The organism is Serratia sp. BNK-33-b (assembly GCF_048684565.1).
GTDB classification, from domain to species: Bacteria; Pseudomonadota; Gammaproteobacteria; order Enterobacterales; family Enterobacteriaceae; genus Serratia; species Serratia marcescens.
This window is the reverse complement of the sequence record NZ_JBLQTZ010000001.1, coordinates 1,074,033-1,087,814: the sequence shown is the minus strand read 5'-3', so window position 1 is coordinate 1,087,814 and position 13,782 is coordinate 1,074,033. Positions and strand designations below refer to the sequence as shown.

The 13,782-nt window shown below is 58.2% G+C and carries 10 protein-coding genes; 2 read left to right on the top strand and 8 right to left on the bottom strand.

The features are described 5' to 3' along the window. Positions 1–12: 12 nt before the first annotated feature. The gene (locus ACMGGK_RS05075; RefSeq protein ID WP_164053226.1) at positions 13–846 is read right to left on the bottom strand and encodes an enoyl-CoA hydratase/isomerase family protein; all 834 of its coding nucleotides are present in this window, start codon (positions 844–846) and stop codon (positions 13–15) included. 122 nt (positions 847–968) lie between these two features. Between ACMGGK_RS05075 and ACMGGK_RS05070 the strand changes: the two genes are divergently transcribed. Beyond that, a complete protein-coding gene (locus ACMGGK_RS05070) occupies positions 969–1,343 on the top strand; it encodes a winged helix-turn-helix transcriptional regulator (RefSeq protein WP_420276736.1) in 375 nt (124 codons plus the stop codon). Between the two features lie 352 nt (positions 1,344–1,695). Here the strand turns inward: ACMGGK_RS05070 and ACMGGK_RS05065 are convergent, their stop codons facing one another. From ACMGGK_RS05065 to guaB, 5 genes are all read right to left on the bottom strand, one after another. Further along, positions 1,696–1,905, bottom strand: a complete 210-nt coding sequence (locus ACMGGK_RS05065) for a KTSC domain-containing protein (RefSeq protein WP_038434469.1) — start codon at positions 1,903–1,905, stop codon at positions 1,696–1,698. A gap of 2 nt (positions 1,906–1,907) precedes the next feature. Further along, positions 1,908–3,740, bottom strand: a complete 1,833-nt coding sequence (locus ACMGGK_RS05060; RefSeq protein ID WP_420276735.1) for an ATP-binding protein — start codon at positions 3,738–3,740, stop codon at positions 1,908–1,910. Further along, positions 3,727–4,992, bottom strand: coding sequence for an SIR2 family protein (locus ACMGGK_RS05055; protein WP_420276734.1), 1,266 nt, complete (start codon positions 4,990–4,992; stop codon positions 3,727–3,729). The genes ACMGGK_RS05060 and ACMGGK_RS05055 overlap by 14 nt, the downstream gene beginning before the upstream one ends. Positions 4,993–5,327: 335 nt before the next feature. Beyond that, entirely contained in the window at positions 5,328–6,905 is a 1,578-nt protein-coding gene (guaA, locus tag ACMGGK_RS05050) for a glutamine-hydrolyzing GMP synthase (RefSeq protein WP_015378768.1), read from the bottom strand. Between the two features lie 103 nt (positions 6,906–7,008). After that, positions 7,009–8,472, bottom strand: coding sequence for an IMP dehydrogenase (gene guaB, locus ACMGGK_RS05045; protein WP_004941460.1), 1,464 nt, complete (start codon positions 8,470–8,472; stop codon positions 7,009–7,011). A 170-nt stretch (positions 8,473–8,642) separates the two neighbouring features. On the opposite strand from guaB, the gene xseA reads away from it, so the two are divergent. Beyond that, positions 8,643–10,019 (top strand): exodeoxyribonuclease VII large subunit, encoded by a 1,377-nt coding sequence (gene xseA, locus ACMGGK_RS05040; RefSeq protein ID WP_115436747.1) that lies wholly within the window; start codon positions 8,643–8,645, stop codon positions 10,017–10,019. Positions 10,020–10,022: 3 nt separating this feature from the next. Here xseA and ACMGGK_RS05035 read toward each other — a convergent pair whose 3' ends face one another. Together ACMGGK_RS05035 and ACMGGK_RS05030 are read right to left on the bottom strand one after the other, a co-directional pair. Next, positions 10,023–12,389, bottom strand: coding sequence for a TIM-barrel domain-containing protein (locus ACMGGK_RS05035; RefSeq protein ID WP_117287436.1), 2,367 nt, complete (start codon positions 12,387–12,389; stop codon positions 10,023–10,025). An 11-nt stretch (positions 12,390–12,400) separates the two neighbouring features. Then, complete coding sequence (locus tag ACMGGK_RS05030; protein ID WP_420276733.1) at positions 12,401–13,711, bottom strand: MFS transporter; 1,311 nt, start codon at positions 13,709–13,711, stop codon at positions 12,401–12,403. Positions 13,712–13,782: the final 71 nt, after the last annotated feature.

The following is a 13,782-nucleotide window of genomic DNA, read 5'->3' as shown; positions in this document are numbered from 1 at the left end:
CGAGGCGGTGCCTTAGCGGGCAAGATGCCGCAGCAGGCCTTCAAGGTTGCGCTCCCCTTCCGGGGTTTGCGCACCGGCCTTCAGCCCGCCGCGAATCAACTGCTCCGCGGCCGGGCGTGCGAACAATCCCGCCCAGGCGTCGTGCTCGCGATAAAAACCGGCCTGCAGATCCGGTGCAGGCATCGCCTGCTTGGCCGCCGCAATCACCCCCGCAGGCAATGCCGCGATATTGCGCGCTAACCGATCGACGAAATCATCAAGCTCGGCAGCAGGCAAGGCGCGGTTAATCCAGCCATAACGCTCTGCGGTAGCGGCATCGATGAGATCGGCGCCCAGGATCACTTCCAGAGCGCGGCCGCGCGTCATTCGGCTCGTCAGATACTGCGTCGCGCCGCCGCCGGGCGTAATGCCCATCAAAGCCTCGCACTGGGCCAGCCCCGCCGCTTCCCGTGCAGCGAAAGCCATATCGGCCGCCGCCACAAACTCGGCGCCACCGCCGCGCGCCAGCCCGGCCAGCTTAACGAGAGTGACCTGCGGCTGGCTGCGCAGCAGTTCGCCAAACGCCTGGAACGGATTAAGCCCCTCCGGCGCGTTGCTCGCCAGTTCGTCGAAAGCGTGCGGCTCATCGATCAAGGTCATGTCGACATGAGCAATAAAGAATTCTGGGTTTGCGCTCTGGAACACCAACACCCGCGTATCCGGATCGTCACGCACCGCGAGCAATAAACGGCTGATTTCCGACATCAGCGCCACATCAAGTACGTTTACCGGTGGGTTATCGATAGCGATCGTCATCACGCCGTACGCATGAGACAGCCTGAGTTTGCTGAAATCTGTATCTGTCATCTCGATATCCTTTTATCTGGGGTACAAGTGCGGGTTATTCGCGCCGTGTTTCGAATGGTATACTTTGCATACTTGGCGTCAATTACGCACCTTAAGCATCCCAGGGATGCAGGAGGATACCGATGGATACGACCGACCTTGTTTACCGCGCCGACTGCCCAAGCCGCATCGTGCTCGATCAGATTGCCGATAAATGGTCCATGATGGTGCTGGAAGTGCTGCGCGAGCCGCAGCGTTTCAACGCCATCAAGCGCCGTCTGGATGGCGTTACGCAACGCGTGCTGACCCAGACCCTGCGCAAACTGGAACGCAACGGCATGGTGCATCGCAAAGTGTTGGATGGGCGGGTGCTTGGCGTCGAGTATTCGCTGACGCCGCTCGGCAAATCCCTGCAGGGGCCGTTCTCGATACTGTTCGACTGGACGTTGGGGAATATCGAGGCGATTCAGAAGTGCCAGAAAAGATACGATGAGCATAACCTACAGGGTGAAAATTGAGGCTGGCTGTGACTATTGCGCGGACTCACCAAGCACCAGCGGCGCCATAGTCAGTGGGGAATTCAACACGCCGATTCTGCAAGAGGCAGAACAGGAAGGCTACTTGTATTGAGAAAGCCGCTGGAGCTGGCGATGTTGGTGCAGTGGTCTTATTAACAAGAGTTACGGCGCTGGGCGAACAACTCCATGCAGAAATTCCATTTCCTCATGGGACATGGGATTGCTGCTAAGAGTTACCACCGCCAAACGCTTTCAATACCAAATTTGTGCAGCAGGTTTCCGAGGCTGCGCTCACCGTCTTTGTAGCGCTGACGTAGATCGGGCTGCGTATGAGGCAGCCCGATTTGGTTAATCAAACTCTCGAGAAGGGAACCGCATTTTTTATATATATATTAAAGAACTGCCCTTTAGAGGGAGCTGATTTAAATTGCTCGTAAAGATGCTCGTTAACATTATAGTATTGGTAAACGGCTCCATCCTTGAATTCGATTTCCATGGTTTCACTGGCTGAGTCATAACCAGCTGACATAATATTTGACGATGATACGGCGTCGCGGTGCATATTTAGCCCTCCTCAGGCTCGTCTTCGATTGGTAAACGGGTGATTTCAAGTTTTTGGACAACTGCATTAGTCTGCTGACTACGCCAAGAGGCAACCACTCGGTCATATCCTTCGGCTGAGCGCCTCCTAGCCCAAGCTTGGGTTACCTTGGGATCGTTGCTCCTAGGTAGGTGAACTTGTCGAGGCAAAGCAATGCGACAGCGTACAGGAAGGCGGGCAGCCTCTCCCGTGATGATTGCTTCGCCAGTTCGCAAGACAGGTAAAAGGTCCATCAACCCAGCTAGGTTGTCTGGCAAAGTTCCTTTCACGCGCGCGCGGTCTATGGGATTTGATAACCGAAGAGCGATGATCGTACCGCATTGGGATAAGACGGTCTCATCTACTTCTGCAGGCCGTTGGGACACAATCATAGCGCCTACACCATATTTTCGTCCTTCCTTTGCTATACGCTTTACCACCTCAGAAGCAACCGTCCCGGCATCAGGCCCTAGATAACGATGAGCCTCTTCCATTACGACTAAAAGTGGGCGTTCTACTCCCCCTTCCGATTTTTCGCGGCTCCAAAAAAGCGCTTCATAAACAATACGTAAAATAGAACCGATGAGCCGTGTTAGAACTGCGCTGGGAACGCCAGACAAATCTAATATAGTAATTTGTTTATCGTGACCAAGCCAACCTTCCAAGAGTTTGTCAAGATCATTCTTGACCGTTCCCGTAAGCTCTGGCTCCCAATCTCCCGGGTGAAGAAGAAAGTCATAGCGGCGGTCTAGTAAACGGGAACGAAGCAAATTTAGCGGTCTTCGGATACCTTTGGCTGCTGTGTTGGTGAATGGTCCCTTGGCTCCCAACGCGTGAGTTTGGTATTTTGGTGCAACTAAAATGTCTGCGTCTCCTTCTTCTTCGAGCGCAGGTTCGTCACGATTTACTCCAACATAGGTGGTGGTTTCAAAATCAACCAACTCATACCAAAGTTGTTTCAAACTAAATGGAACAGGGCTGTCCACGGTAAGTGTTCTGGAGTCAATACCTGCTCTTGGATGCGCTATAATACTCTTATCTTTTAACTCCGCTATTTTATCTGTGAAGGCAATTTCATGGGCATCGGATAATCCTCCAGTAATGAAATCTAAAAGCTCACCAGCCTCTAAAGCCCAATAAGGAACAAATAACGGCTCTTGACCTTGGCTGGGGGTAGCACTGAAAACCACCGCCACATCCTCTAGCGCTTTCGTATATTCACCGTGAATATCGAGCATCAGTATGCGAGCACCAGGTGAACCCGGATTTTCATCTTTACGAATTATTGACCGTAGGAGACTTGCAACAGTTGTAGATTTTCCTGATCCCGTAGATCCAAGTATTGCGGAGTGACGTGTTACAAGTGCGTCCAAAGAAAGGCGTACCTCAATATTTTCAGCACTCGCGAGATGACCTATAGCTACTTGGTCGTCACCGACCGAACCGTATATTCTTCTTAGATCGGCTTCGGTAACTAAATGCACTGAATCATTTATATTAGGATGCTGGCTTAATCCTCTTTCGAATTGGCCACCGACTGTCTCACCAGCAAGCTGAACCGTCATCCATCTGCCTGAGTCGACGCCGGAAATATCTGATTGTGATGGTGCGGCCGTCGCGCCGACCTCAGAAACGATACCAAATAAGTCCTGATAGCCCTGAGGTATTCTGACAAAACTGCCAACTTGGCCAACCCGGTATGTATGGCCATTGATGACAGCAAAACCTGAGTCTAGGGACTCAGCAAGTTTTACGGTAAGTGTGGCACCTGAAACGGCACTAACGACGCCTAAGTATGTCGGATCATTGCCACTCATTTTGGCCGTCCTTTAGCTCAACCTCATTACTACTGCTGCTACCAGCTTCCTCCTCCTCCTTGTCTGGCTCATCTCTTTTCAAGGACTGCACTATCAAGTCATTAGCTTGAGCTAACGCACAGAAACGAGCAAAAGCTGCAAAGTCTCCCAATAGAAACAGAGCCGGCTCTTTAGGCCATCGCGATGCCCAAAAACTCTTACGGATACTTCCCCAGTTTTTGGGAAGCTCCCCCGGACGCCACTTTCCTGGAACTCCTCCTATTACAGCACCATCTGCTGCGTAGACACTCAGGTTAGGTCTGTCACTTGCTAATTTTACAGCAGGTTCTTCCTTTTCAAGAGCTTGGTATTGAAACGCCAAAACAGCCGTATTGGCATTCATCGCCAAGCTTTCATCAAGAACCGCGCATATATGTGCATCCCTAAAGGAAAATCCAATCGTGAGTAATAAGGAGTCGGGCGTAAGCAAAAATCGTTTAAGTCTCTCAAAGAGGGCTGAATAAGGTTGTTTTTGAGTTAGATCATATTTTAAATGGTCTGGATAAACTAACTCAGCAGCTTCTCGTCCATGACCTCGGACAACGGCCCCGTCTTCCAAGGCCCAACCAAGTGAGCCATGCATCTTCCATAGTTTTGCCCATCGAGCAGGCAAATCATCACCTGCTACAGAGACCGGATCAAAGAAAGGTTTACTGCCTCCTGAAAACCCGTCGAAATAAGGACTTCTGACTCTTTCAAATGCCTCTTCGAAAAGAAAATCATAGTTTGTAGTAAATATTTCCACAGAATTAGAACGAACCGTACCAGTAATCCATGCTATCAAATCGGAATATGCGTTACGGTCTTTCGGCAAATAAACACCGACGATCTCAGCAATTCTTTTACAGATTTCCTTGCCTAATTGCTTATAACCATCTGAGTCTAACCCCTGAACTTCCGTTTTTCCCAGAGCTTGCTCCAATAAACGGATACGTGATAGAATGGACTCAATATTAGCGGTACTTCCAAGACTATCTTTTATCGCTTCGACCGCCTCCGTCTGAATTGCTGACAGCCCAGAAATTGCCTGCTGTGTAAGCGCCTCTACACCCGGAATAAGTGAATTTCCATTAGGGTCTATCTCATTATTGTTATTTACACGTATTGCAAGCGGCGCACCTGCGCCAACAAGAATCCCAATACGTTTTCTTCCCTGTGACAGCACTTGCCGCAGATCGGACATAAATCGATCTGGATTGTGGAACGTTTCCATGGTTCTCCCCCTGTAGGTGTTACCGCCGAAATCCTTCCGTAGGACCTCTACATTCGACAACAGCCTCCCGAATCGCAGGTTACACCACCGACCCCCTTTCGATCATCTTGAGCGTGTTATGACTTTGAAGCATCGCACAGCTTTGCCGAGTACGAATGAGACATAGTTTGTTCGCCTCATGATATTAATTGAATAGCATCTTATCAGGTACTTTTAGATGACATAAAAAACTGCACCTTACTAAGTTGAGTGTTCAACTTTTGGAGTGCAGTCCAATTATGCGGGCTTAGCTATGACTTTATGTCTGTCAATACCGAGCTATTCCAACCAAGAGATTACTCCCACTCAATCGTCGCCGGCGGCTTGCCGCTGATGTCGTACACCACGCGGGAGATGCCGTCCACTTCGTTGATGATGCGGTTGGAGACGCGGCCGAGGAAGTCATACGGCAGGTGCGCCCAGTGCGCGGTCATGAAGTCGATGGTTTCCACCGCACGCAGGGAGACCACCCAGTCGTATTTGCGGCCGTCGCCCATCACGCCGACCGAACGCACCGGCAGGAACACGGTGAACGCCTGGCTGACTTTGTTGTACAGGTCGGCTTTGTGCAGCTCTTCGATGAAGATGGCGTCGGCGCGGCGCAGCAGATCGCAGTACTCTTTCTTCACTTCGCCCAGCACGCGCACGCCCAGACCTGGGCCCGGGAACGGGTGACGGTACAGCATGTCGTACGGCAGGCCCAGCTCCAGGCCGATCTTGCGCACTTCGTCTTTGAACAGCTCTTTCAGCGGCTCGACCAGGCCCAGCTTCATCTCTTTCGGCAGGCCGCCCACGTTGTGGTGCGACTTGATCACGTGCGCTTTGCCGGTGGCGGAAGCGGCGGATTCGATCACGTCCGGATAGATGGTGCCCTGCGCCAGCCATTTCACCTGCTCTTGCTTGCAGGCTTCTTCGTCGAACACTTCAACGAACACGCGGCCGATGATTTTACGCTTGGCTTCCGGTTCGTCCACGCCCGCCAGTGCGGTCAGGAAGCGGTTTTCCGCCTCAACGTGAACGATGTTCAGGCCGAAGTGGTCGCCGAACATTTCCATCACCTGCTTGGCTTCGTTCAGGCGCAGCAGGCCGTTGTCGACAAACACGCAGGTCAGGCGCTTGCCGATGGCGCGGTGCAGCAGCATCGCGGTGACGGAGGAGTCAACGCCGCCGGACAGGCCGAGGATCACGTGGTCTTCACCCACCTGCTCGCGGATGCGCTCGACCGCATCTTCGATAATGGTGGCCGGCGTCCACAGGGCTTCACATTGGCAGATGTCCAGTACGAAGCGCTCCAGCATGCGCTGGCCCTGACGGGTGTGGGTCACTTCCGGGTGGAACTGCACGCCGTAGAAGCGTTTTTCTTCGTTGGCCATAATGGCGAACGGGCAGGTGTCGGTGCTGGCGACGGTCACGAAGTCGGACGGGATCGCGGTCACTTTGTCGCCGTGGCTCATCCACACGTCCAGCAGCGGTTTGCCGGCCGGGCTGATGGCGTCTTCGATGTCGCGCAGCAGCGCGCTCTCGTTGACGATTTCCACCTGCGCGTAGCCGAACTCGCGTTCGTTGGAGCCCTGCACATGGCCACCCAGCTGCATCGCCATGGTCTGCATGCCGTAGCACACGCCCAGCACCGGCACGCCGGCGTTGAACACGTAGTCAGGGGCGCGCGGGCTGCCGGCTTCGGTGGTGCTTTCCGGGCCGCCGGACAGGATGATGCCGCTTGGGTTGAATTCGCGGATCTGCGCTTCGCTAACGTCCCAGGCCCACAGTTCGCAGTAAACGCCGATTTCGCGCACGCGGCGGGCGACCAGTTGGGTGTATTGCGAACCGAAGTCCAGTATGAGGATGCGATGCTTATGGATATTTTGTGTCATGTGAGGCGAATTCCAGCAACAAGAGAAAAAGAGCGAAAATGTATGTTTTCGGGATGGGGCTTGGCGCCCCACCCCGGCCTCTCACTCAGGAGAGGTTAAGGCATCAGCCCATGCGGTAGTTCGGTGACTCTTTGGTGATGGTCACGTCGTGCACGTGGCTTTCCTGAATACCGGCGCCGCTGATGCGCACGAACTCCGCCTTGGTGCGCAGATCGTCGATGGTGGCGCAGCCGGTCAGGCCCATGCAGGAGCGCAGGCCGCCCATCTGCTGGTGCACGATGGCTTTCAGCATGCCTTTATAGGCCACGCGGCCTTCGATACCTTCCGGCACCAGTTTGTCGGCGGCGTTATCGGTCTGGAAGTAACGGTCGGAAGAGCCTTTGGACATCGCGCCCAGCGAGCCCATGCCGCGGTAAGATTTGAACGAACGGCCCTGATACAGCTCGATTTCGCCCGGAGATTCTTCGGTGCCCGCCAGCATGGAACCAACCATCACGCAGGATGCGCCCGCGGCGATCGCTTTGGCGATGTCGCCGGAGAAGCGGATGCCGCCGTCGGCGATAACCGGAATGCCGGTGCCTTCCAGCGCTTCCACCGCGTCGGCGATGGCGGTGATCTGCGGTACGCCCACGCCGGTCACGATACGGGTGGTGCAGATGGAGCCAGGGCCGATACCCACTTTCACCGCGCTCACGCCGGCTTCAGCCAGCGCTTTGGCGCCCGCTGCGGTCGCGACGTTGCCGCCGACGATCTGCAGATCCGGGTATTTGGCGCGGGTTTCGCGGATGCGCTGCAACACGCCTTCGGAGTGGCCGTGCGAGGAGTCGATCAGCAGGACGTCAACGCCTGCCGCCACCAGCGCGTCGACGCGCTCTTCGTTGCCGGCACCGGCGCCGACCGCCGCGCCCACGCGCAGGCGGCCGTGCTCGTCTTTACAGGCGTTCGGCTTACGTTCCGCTTTTTGGAAGTCTTTAACGGTGATCATGCCCAGCAGGTGGAAGCTGTCGTCCACCACCAGCGCTTTCTCTACGCGCTTTTCGTGCATCTTCTGCAGCACCACGTCGCGCGCTTCACCTTCTTTCACGGTGACCAGGCGATCTTTCGGCGTCATCACCGCAGTGACCGGCTGGGTCAGATCGGTCACGAAACGCACGTCGCGGCCGGTGATGATGCCGACCAGCTCGTTGTCTTCGGTAACGACCGGGTAACCGGCGAAGCCGTTGCGCGCGGTCAGCTCTTTCACTTCCTGCAGCGTGGTGGCCGGAGTAACGGTCTGCGGGTCGGTGACTACGCCGCTTTCATGTTTCTTCACGCGGCTGACTTCTTCAGCCTGGCGCTCGATGGACATGTTTTTGTGGATGAAGCCCAGGCCGCCTTCCTGCGCCAGCGCGATGGCCAGGCCGGATTCGGTAACGGTATCCATGGCTGCGGACAGCATAGGGATGTTCAGGCGGATGGTTTTGGTCAGTTGAGTGCCGAGCTCTGCAGTGTTAGGCAGAACCGTGGAGTGGGCTGGAACCAGGAGGACGTCGTCAAACGTCAGAGCTTCTTTAGCGATACGTAGCATGGGCAATATCTCACCAGGGTGGGCTGTGAAAAAGATAAAATATTGCCGCGGCATTATACAGAGCGGAATCGGTTGCCTCCAGCACTTTCTTACAAAAAGTCTTGATTACCTTTTTCAGCCATGTAGTATCGACCAATTAAGTGATTGTTTTGAAATTTGATCTGGGTCACATGTCGCTACCTGTTTCGCCTTCCATTTTTACCGTAAGCCGCCTCAATCAGACGGTTCGCCAACTGCTGGAAAGGGAAATGGGGCAGATTTGGCTCTCCGCCGAGATCTCCAACCTCTCCCAGCCCGCCTCCGGCCACTGGTATTTCACGCTGAAAGACGATCGCGCCCAGGTGCGCTGCGCGATGTTCCGCAACAGCAACCGCCGCGTCACCTTCCGGCCGCAAAACGGCCAGCAGGTCCTGGTGCGCGCCAGCATCACGCTGTATGAACCGCGCGGCGACTACCAGCTGATCGCCGAGAGCATGCAACCCGCCGGCGACGGCCTGCTGCAGCAACAGTTCGAGCAGCTGAAACAGCGCCTGAGCGCCGAAGGGCTGTTCGATCAGCAGTTCAAGCAGCCGCTGCCCGCGCCGGCCAAACGCGTCGGGGTGATCACCTCCGCCAGCGGCGCGGCGCTGCACGATATTCTGCAGGTCTTGCAGCGGCGCGATCCGTCGCTGCCGATCGTCATCTACCCCACCTCGGTGCAGGGCGCGGAAGCGCCGATGCAGATCGTGCGCGCCATCGAGGCCGCCAACCGCCGCGATGAATGCGACGTGCTGATCGTCGGCCGCGGCGGCGGTTCGCTGGAAGATCTGTGGAGCTTCAACGACGAACGCGTGGCGCGGGCGATCTTCGCCAGCCGCATTCCGATCGTCAGCGCCGTCGGCCATGAAACCGACGTCACCATCGCCGACTTCGTCGCCGACCTGCGCGCGCCAACCCCATCCGCCGCCGCCGAACTGGTCAGCCGCAATCAGCTTGAGCTGTTGCGCCAGCTGCAGTCGCAGCAGCAGCGGCTGGAGATGGCGATGGATTACTACCTGGCGCAGCGCCAGCAGCAGTTCACCCGCATTCACCACCGTTTACAGCAGCAGCATCCGCATCTGCGCCTGGCGCGTCAGCAGACGCTATTGTTCAAGCTGCAGCGCCGGATGGAAGACGGCATGCAGCAGCAGTTGCGCCAGGCCGCCCGCCGCAGCGAACGCGCCCAGCAGCGGCTGGCGCAGGTGCAGCCGCAGGGCCGCATTCACCGCTACCAGCAGCGCGTGCAGCAGCAGGAATACCGTCTGCAGCAGGCGATGGAGCGGCAGCTCAACGCCTACCGCCAGCGCTTCGGCGTGGCCTGCAGCCAACTGGAGACCGTCAGCCCGTTGGCGACGCTGGCGCGCGGCTACAGCGTGACGCAAACTCCGCGCGGCGAGCTGCTGAAAACCACCAAGCAGGCGCAGGTCGGCGAACTGCTGAAAACCCGCCTGCAGGACGGCTGGGTGGAAAGTGAGGTGAAAACCATCACCGTCGCCAAAAAGCCGCGCAAGAAACGCGCGGCCGAGTAAGCCTTACTCCAGCGTAAAACGCTCGCCCGGTTCGCCGTTCACCCACAGCGCGCGCGTTTCGCCTTCCGGCAGACTGAGTAGCAGCGTGCGCCAGGCCGGGCGGAAACGCCCTTCCGTCGTGATATCCAGCATGATGCGCTGAGGGTCGCAGCGCATTTCCCAGCGCAGCCACAGCGCATCGCCCTGCCGCCAACCTTCGCTTTCACCGTCGTCCTCAAACAACAGCCCGCTGCTTGCGCCGCAGCCCTTGAGCGGAAACAGCCGCAGCTCGCGCCGATCGTCGGCGGCCACGTCCACATGCGCCAGCCGCTGCGACAGCGGTAGCGCCGCCCCGGCGCGCACCAGCAGCGGCAGACGCTCCAGCGGCGCCGCCAGCGTCACCGTCTGGCCGCCGCCGAACCACTGGCCGCTGTAGAAGCAGTACCAGCCTTCGCCGTTATCCGGCAGATACACCGAACGGCGACGTTGCCCCGGTTCCACCACGCTGGCCACCAGCAGATCGCGGCCGATCAGAAAATCGTCGTTCTCGCCGAAGGTGCACGCATCCTGTTCGTGATCGAGGAAGGTCGGGCGCAGCATCGGCTCATCGTCGGTGCAGGCCTGCCACAGCAAGGTGTAGAAATACGGCAACAGCCGGTAACGCAGGTTGATCGCCTCGCGCACCGCCGGGGTGGCGCCCGGGTACATCCAGGGCTCGTTGACCGTAGCATCGTCGTTCCAGGAGTGGATGGTGAAACGCGGGTGCATCACGCCGTTTTGCACCCAGCGCACCAGCAGCTCCGCGTCCGGTTTGTCGCCGGAGAAGCCGCCGACGTCGTGGCCGAGGTTATACAGCCCGGACAGGCTCATGCCCAGCCCCATGCGGATGTTGTAGCGCAGCGTCTGCCAACTGGTGCGGTTGTCGCCGCTCCAGGTCTGCACGTAGCGCTGCATGCCGGCGCAGCCGGAGCGCGAGATCAAGTACGGCCGCCGCTGCGGCGCGAAGCGCTGCTGGGCCTCCATCGAGGCGCGCATCATCAGCAATGGCATCACCGGTCGGATATGCTTGATGGCGATCGGGCGCCCGAAGCCGTGGCAGCGCGCTTCGCCGTCCCACACTTCGTATTCGTTGTTGTCATTCCAGGTGGAATCGATGCCCATCTCCAGCAGCTGCTGCGTGACACCCTGCTGCCACCAGCGCACCGTCGCCGGATTGGTGAAGTCGAGGTGCGATCCTTCGTCGTCCCAGAAGCTGGAGCGTTCCGGCGCGTCGCTTTGCGAATCGCGGATAAACAGCCCCTGCGCCGCCACCGCCTGATACTGCGGGTGATCCTGCAGCAGGCACGGCTTGATGTTGGCCGCCAGCCTGAGGCCGGCGTCGTGAAACGCCTGGCTGAGCAGCTTGGGCTGCGGCACCTTGTCGTAGTTCCAGTTGAACACGTAGCGCTTGTTGTTGATCGAGGTGTAGCCCGACGACAGCTGGAAAGAGTCGCAGGGAATGGCGTGCTGGCGGCACAGCGCGATGAACTGTTGCAGCTGCTGCTGGGCGTCCGGCGCGTCGGTGTAGTGCATGGTCGAGCCGCTGTAGCCCAGGCTCCACTTCGGCCCGAAGTGGGTGCGGCCGGTCAGGCGCACGAACGCCTTGGTGACGTCCAATACCTTCGGCCCGAGGAACAGGTAGTAATCCAGATCGCCCGCTTCGGCCTGATAGCGGCGATAGGCCGTATGGTAGTTGTCTATCTCGTTGCCCAGATCCAGCCAGCAGCTGCTCAGGTTATCGTAGAACAGGCCAAAGCTCGCCTCCGGCCCACGGGTGATGGTGAACGGAATGTGTTTGTACAGCGGATCGGTGCTGGCCGCGTTGTACCCCATGGCGTCCAGATTGCGCATCTCGAAGCGGCGGCCGGTGCGCTCCAGATCGCCGGTTTTCTCCCCCAGGCCGTAATAGCGCTCATCGGCGAAGCGGCGTTGGTAGTGCGCCACGCCGTCGCCGTGCGCATTGAGCAGGTAGGCGCTGGTTGGCCGATCCGCCGCCAGCGGCCGCCACTCGCCAGCGGCATTGCAATGCTCCCATTCCAACCACAGCGGCTGATGCACCGTCACGCGCAGCAGCGGCGTGCTGACCACCAGCCGACCGCTCTCCTGGCGCAGCTGATAGCCCGGCAAGCTGAAGCCGGCGACGCTGAGCCGTTCGCGCCCTTCCCAAGGCACATCCTCCTGCGGCGCGATGCTCCAGGTGCGATCCAGCGCCAGCTCGCCGTTGCGCTTGATCAACACGCGGAACAGACCGTCTTCCAACACGTACAGACAGAAACGGTGACGTTCATCGACCAGCAGCTCGACATGGTCGGCATGCTGCGCCGCCAGCGTCCAATTTTTCAAGGTTTTCATAAATATTCCACTTAGCTGTGTGAAGGGGTTTTCTTACCGCCACGCTCGGCGATCAGGGCGATCAGGAACACAGCGCCGATCAGATCGAAGAAGCCCATCGCGATGAACAGCGGGTTGAAGCCGATGGTGTCGGACACCGCGCCGATCAGCAGCGTGAACAGGAAGCTGGCGATCCAGGCGCTGGAGCCGCGCATGCCGTTGACCGTCGCCATCTGGTTTTTATCGAACGACTCCACCACCAGCGCGCTGAGCATGCAGGAGATCACCTGATGGCCGAAACCGCCGATCGAGATCAGCGCGATCGCCACATAGGGATCTTGGGTGATCGCCACGAACGCCAGCGACACCATCAGGAAAGCGCCGGTCACCGAGCTGGCGACCACCGAGTTGACGCGGCTGCAGCCGAACCATTTGCGGTACAGGGTGGTGAGATAGCCGCTGGCGACGCTGCCGATATCTGCCGCCAGGAACGGCAGCCAGGCGAACATCGCGATCTGTTTCAGATCCATGCCGCGTTCGGTGGCCAGGTACAGCGGCACCCAGAAACTGAATACCGCCCAGGCCGGCTCGGCGAGAAAGGCCGGGATGGCGATGCCGTAAAACTTCTTGTTCTTGCACAGGCTGGCCAGCGAAGTGAAGAACGGCAGCTTCGGCAACACCGGCTCGTTGTCTTCGCGGATCAGATCCAACTCCTGCTGGCTAAGGTTCGGGTGCTGCTGCGGCGAGTGGTAGAACAGCCACCACAGCACTACCCAGATCAGCGCCAACCCGCCGGAGAACAGGAATGCCCCCTGCCAGCCGAAGGAGACGTGAGCGATGACAATGATCGGCGGCGCCAGCATGGCGCCGATGGAGAAACCGACGCCCGCCCAGCCGGCGGCGATCGGCCGCTCCTTTTTCGGGAACCAGTCGGAGATCGCCTTGGCGTTGGCCGGGGTGGCCGCCGCCTCCGCGCCCCCCATGAAGAAGCGCAGAATGGCCAATTGCAGCCAGCTGCCGGCGCCGGCGTGCAGCATGCATACCACCGCCCAAATGCCGGCGCAGATCAGAAAGCCCATCTTCAGGCCGATAACGTCGATCAGCCAGCCGCAGATCGGCTGGAACACTGTGTAGGCCAGCTGGAACGACGCCACTACCCAGGCATATTGCTCGGTGCTCATGTTCAGGCTGGATTTCAGCTCCGGCGCCAGAATGCCCAGCGAGTTGCGGGTGATGTAGTTGACCGTCACGCCCAGCAAGAACAGCGCCAGCATCCACCAGCGCAGCGATTTGAACTTGCGCCGGCCGCTCTGCGCGACCGCCTGATTGATCTCCACACTCATCGGTTCTCTCCCCGCGGCGGCCGGCTACGGCGACGCGCGTTTTGGTAGGGTACGTTGTGCTATCAAAAGGG

Bases quoted from the DNA above. Each gene is read 5' to 3' on its own strand.
- ACMGGK_RS05055 (WP_420276734.1), bottom strand. From the start codon at position 4,992: ATGGAAACGTTCCACAATCCAGATCGATTTATGTCCGATCTGCGGCAA.
- ACMGGK_RS05070 (WP_420276736.1), top strand. From the start codon at position 969: ATGGATACGACCGACCTTGTTTACCGCGCCGACTGCCCAAGCCGCATC.
- ACMGGK_RS05060 (WP_420276735.1), bottom strand. From the start codon at position 3,740: ATGAGTGGCAATGATCCGACATACTTAGGCGTCGTTAGTGCCGTTTCA.
- guaB (WP_004941460.1), bottom strand. From the start codon at position 8,472: ATGCTACGTATCGCTAAAGAAGCTCTGACGTTTGACGACGTCCTCCTG.
- guaA (WP_015378768.1), bottom strand. From the start codon at position 6,905: ATGACACAAAATATCCATAAGCATCGCATCCTCATACTGGACTTCGGT.
- ACMGGK_RS05075 (WP_164053226.1), bottom strand. From the start codon at position 846: ATGACAGATACAGATTTCAGCAAACTCAGGCTGTCTCATGCGTACGGC.
- xseA (WP_115436747.1), top strand. From the start codon at position 8,643: ATGTCGCTACCTGTTTCGCCTTCCATTTTTACCGTAAGCCGCCTCAAT.
- ACMGGK_RS05035 (WP_117287436.1), bottom strand. From the start codon at position 12,389: ATGAAAACCTTGAAAAATTGGACGCTGGCGGCGCAGCATGCCGACCAT.
- ACMGGK_RS05030 (WP_420276733.1), bottom strand. From the start codon at position 13,711: ATGAGTGTGGAGATCAATCAGGCGGTCGCGCAGAGCGGCCGGCGCAAG.
- ACMGGK_RS05065 (WP_038434469.1), bottom strand. From the start codon at position 1,905: ATGCACCGCGACGCCGTATCATCGTCAAATATTATGTCAGCTGGTTAT.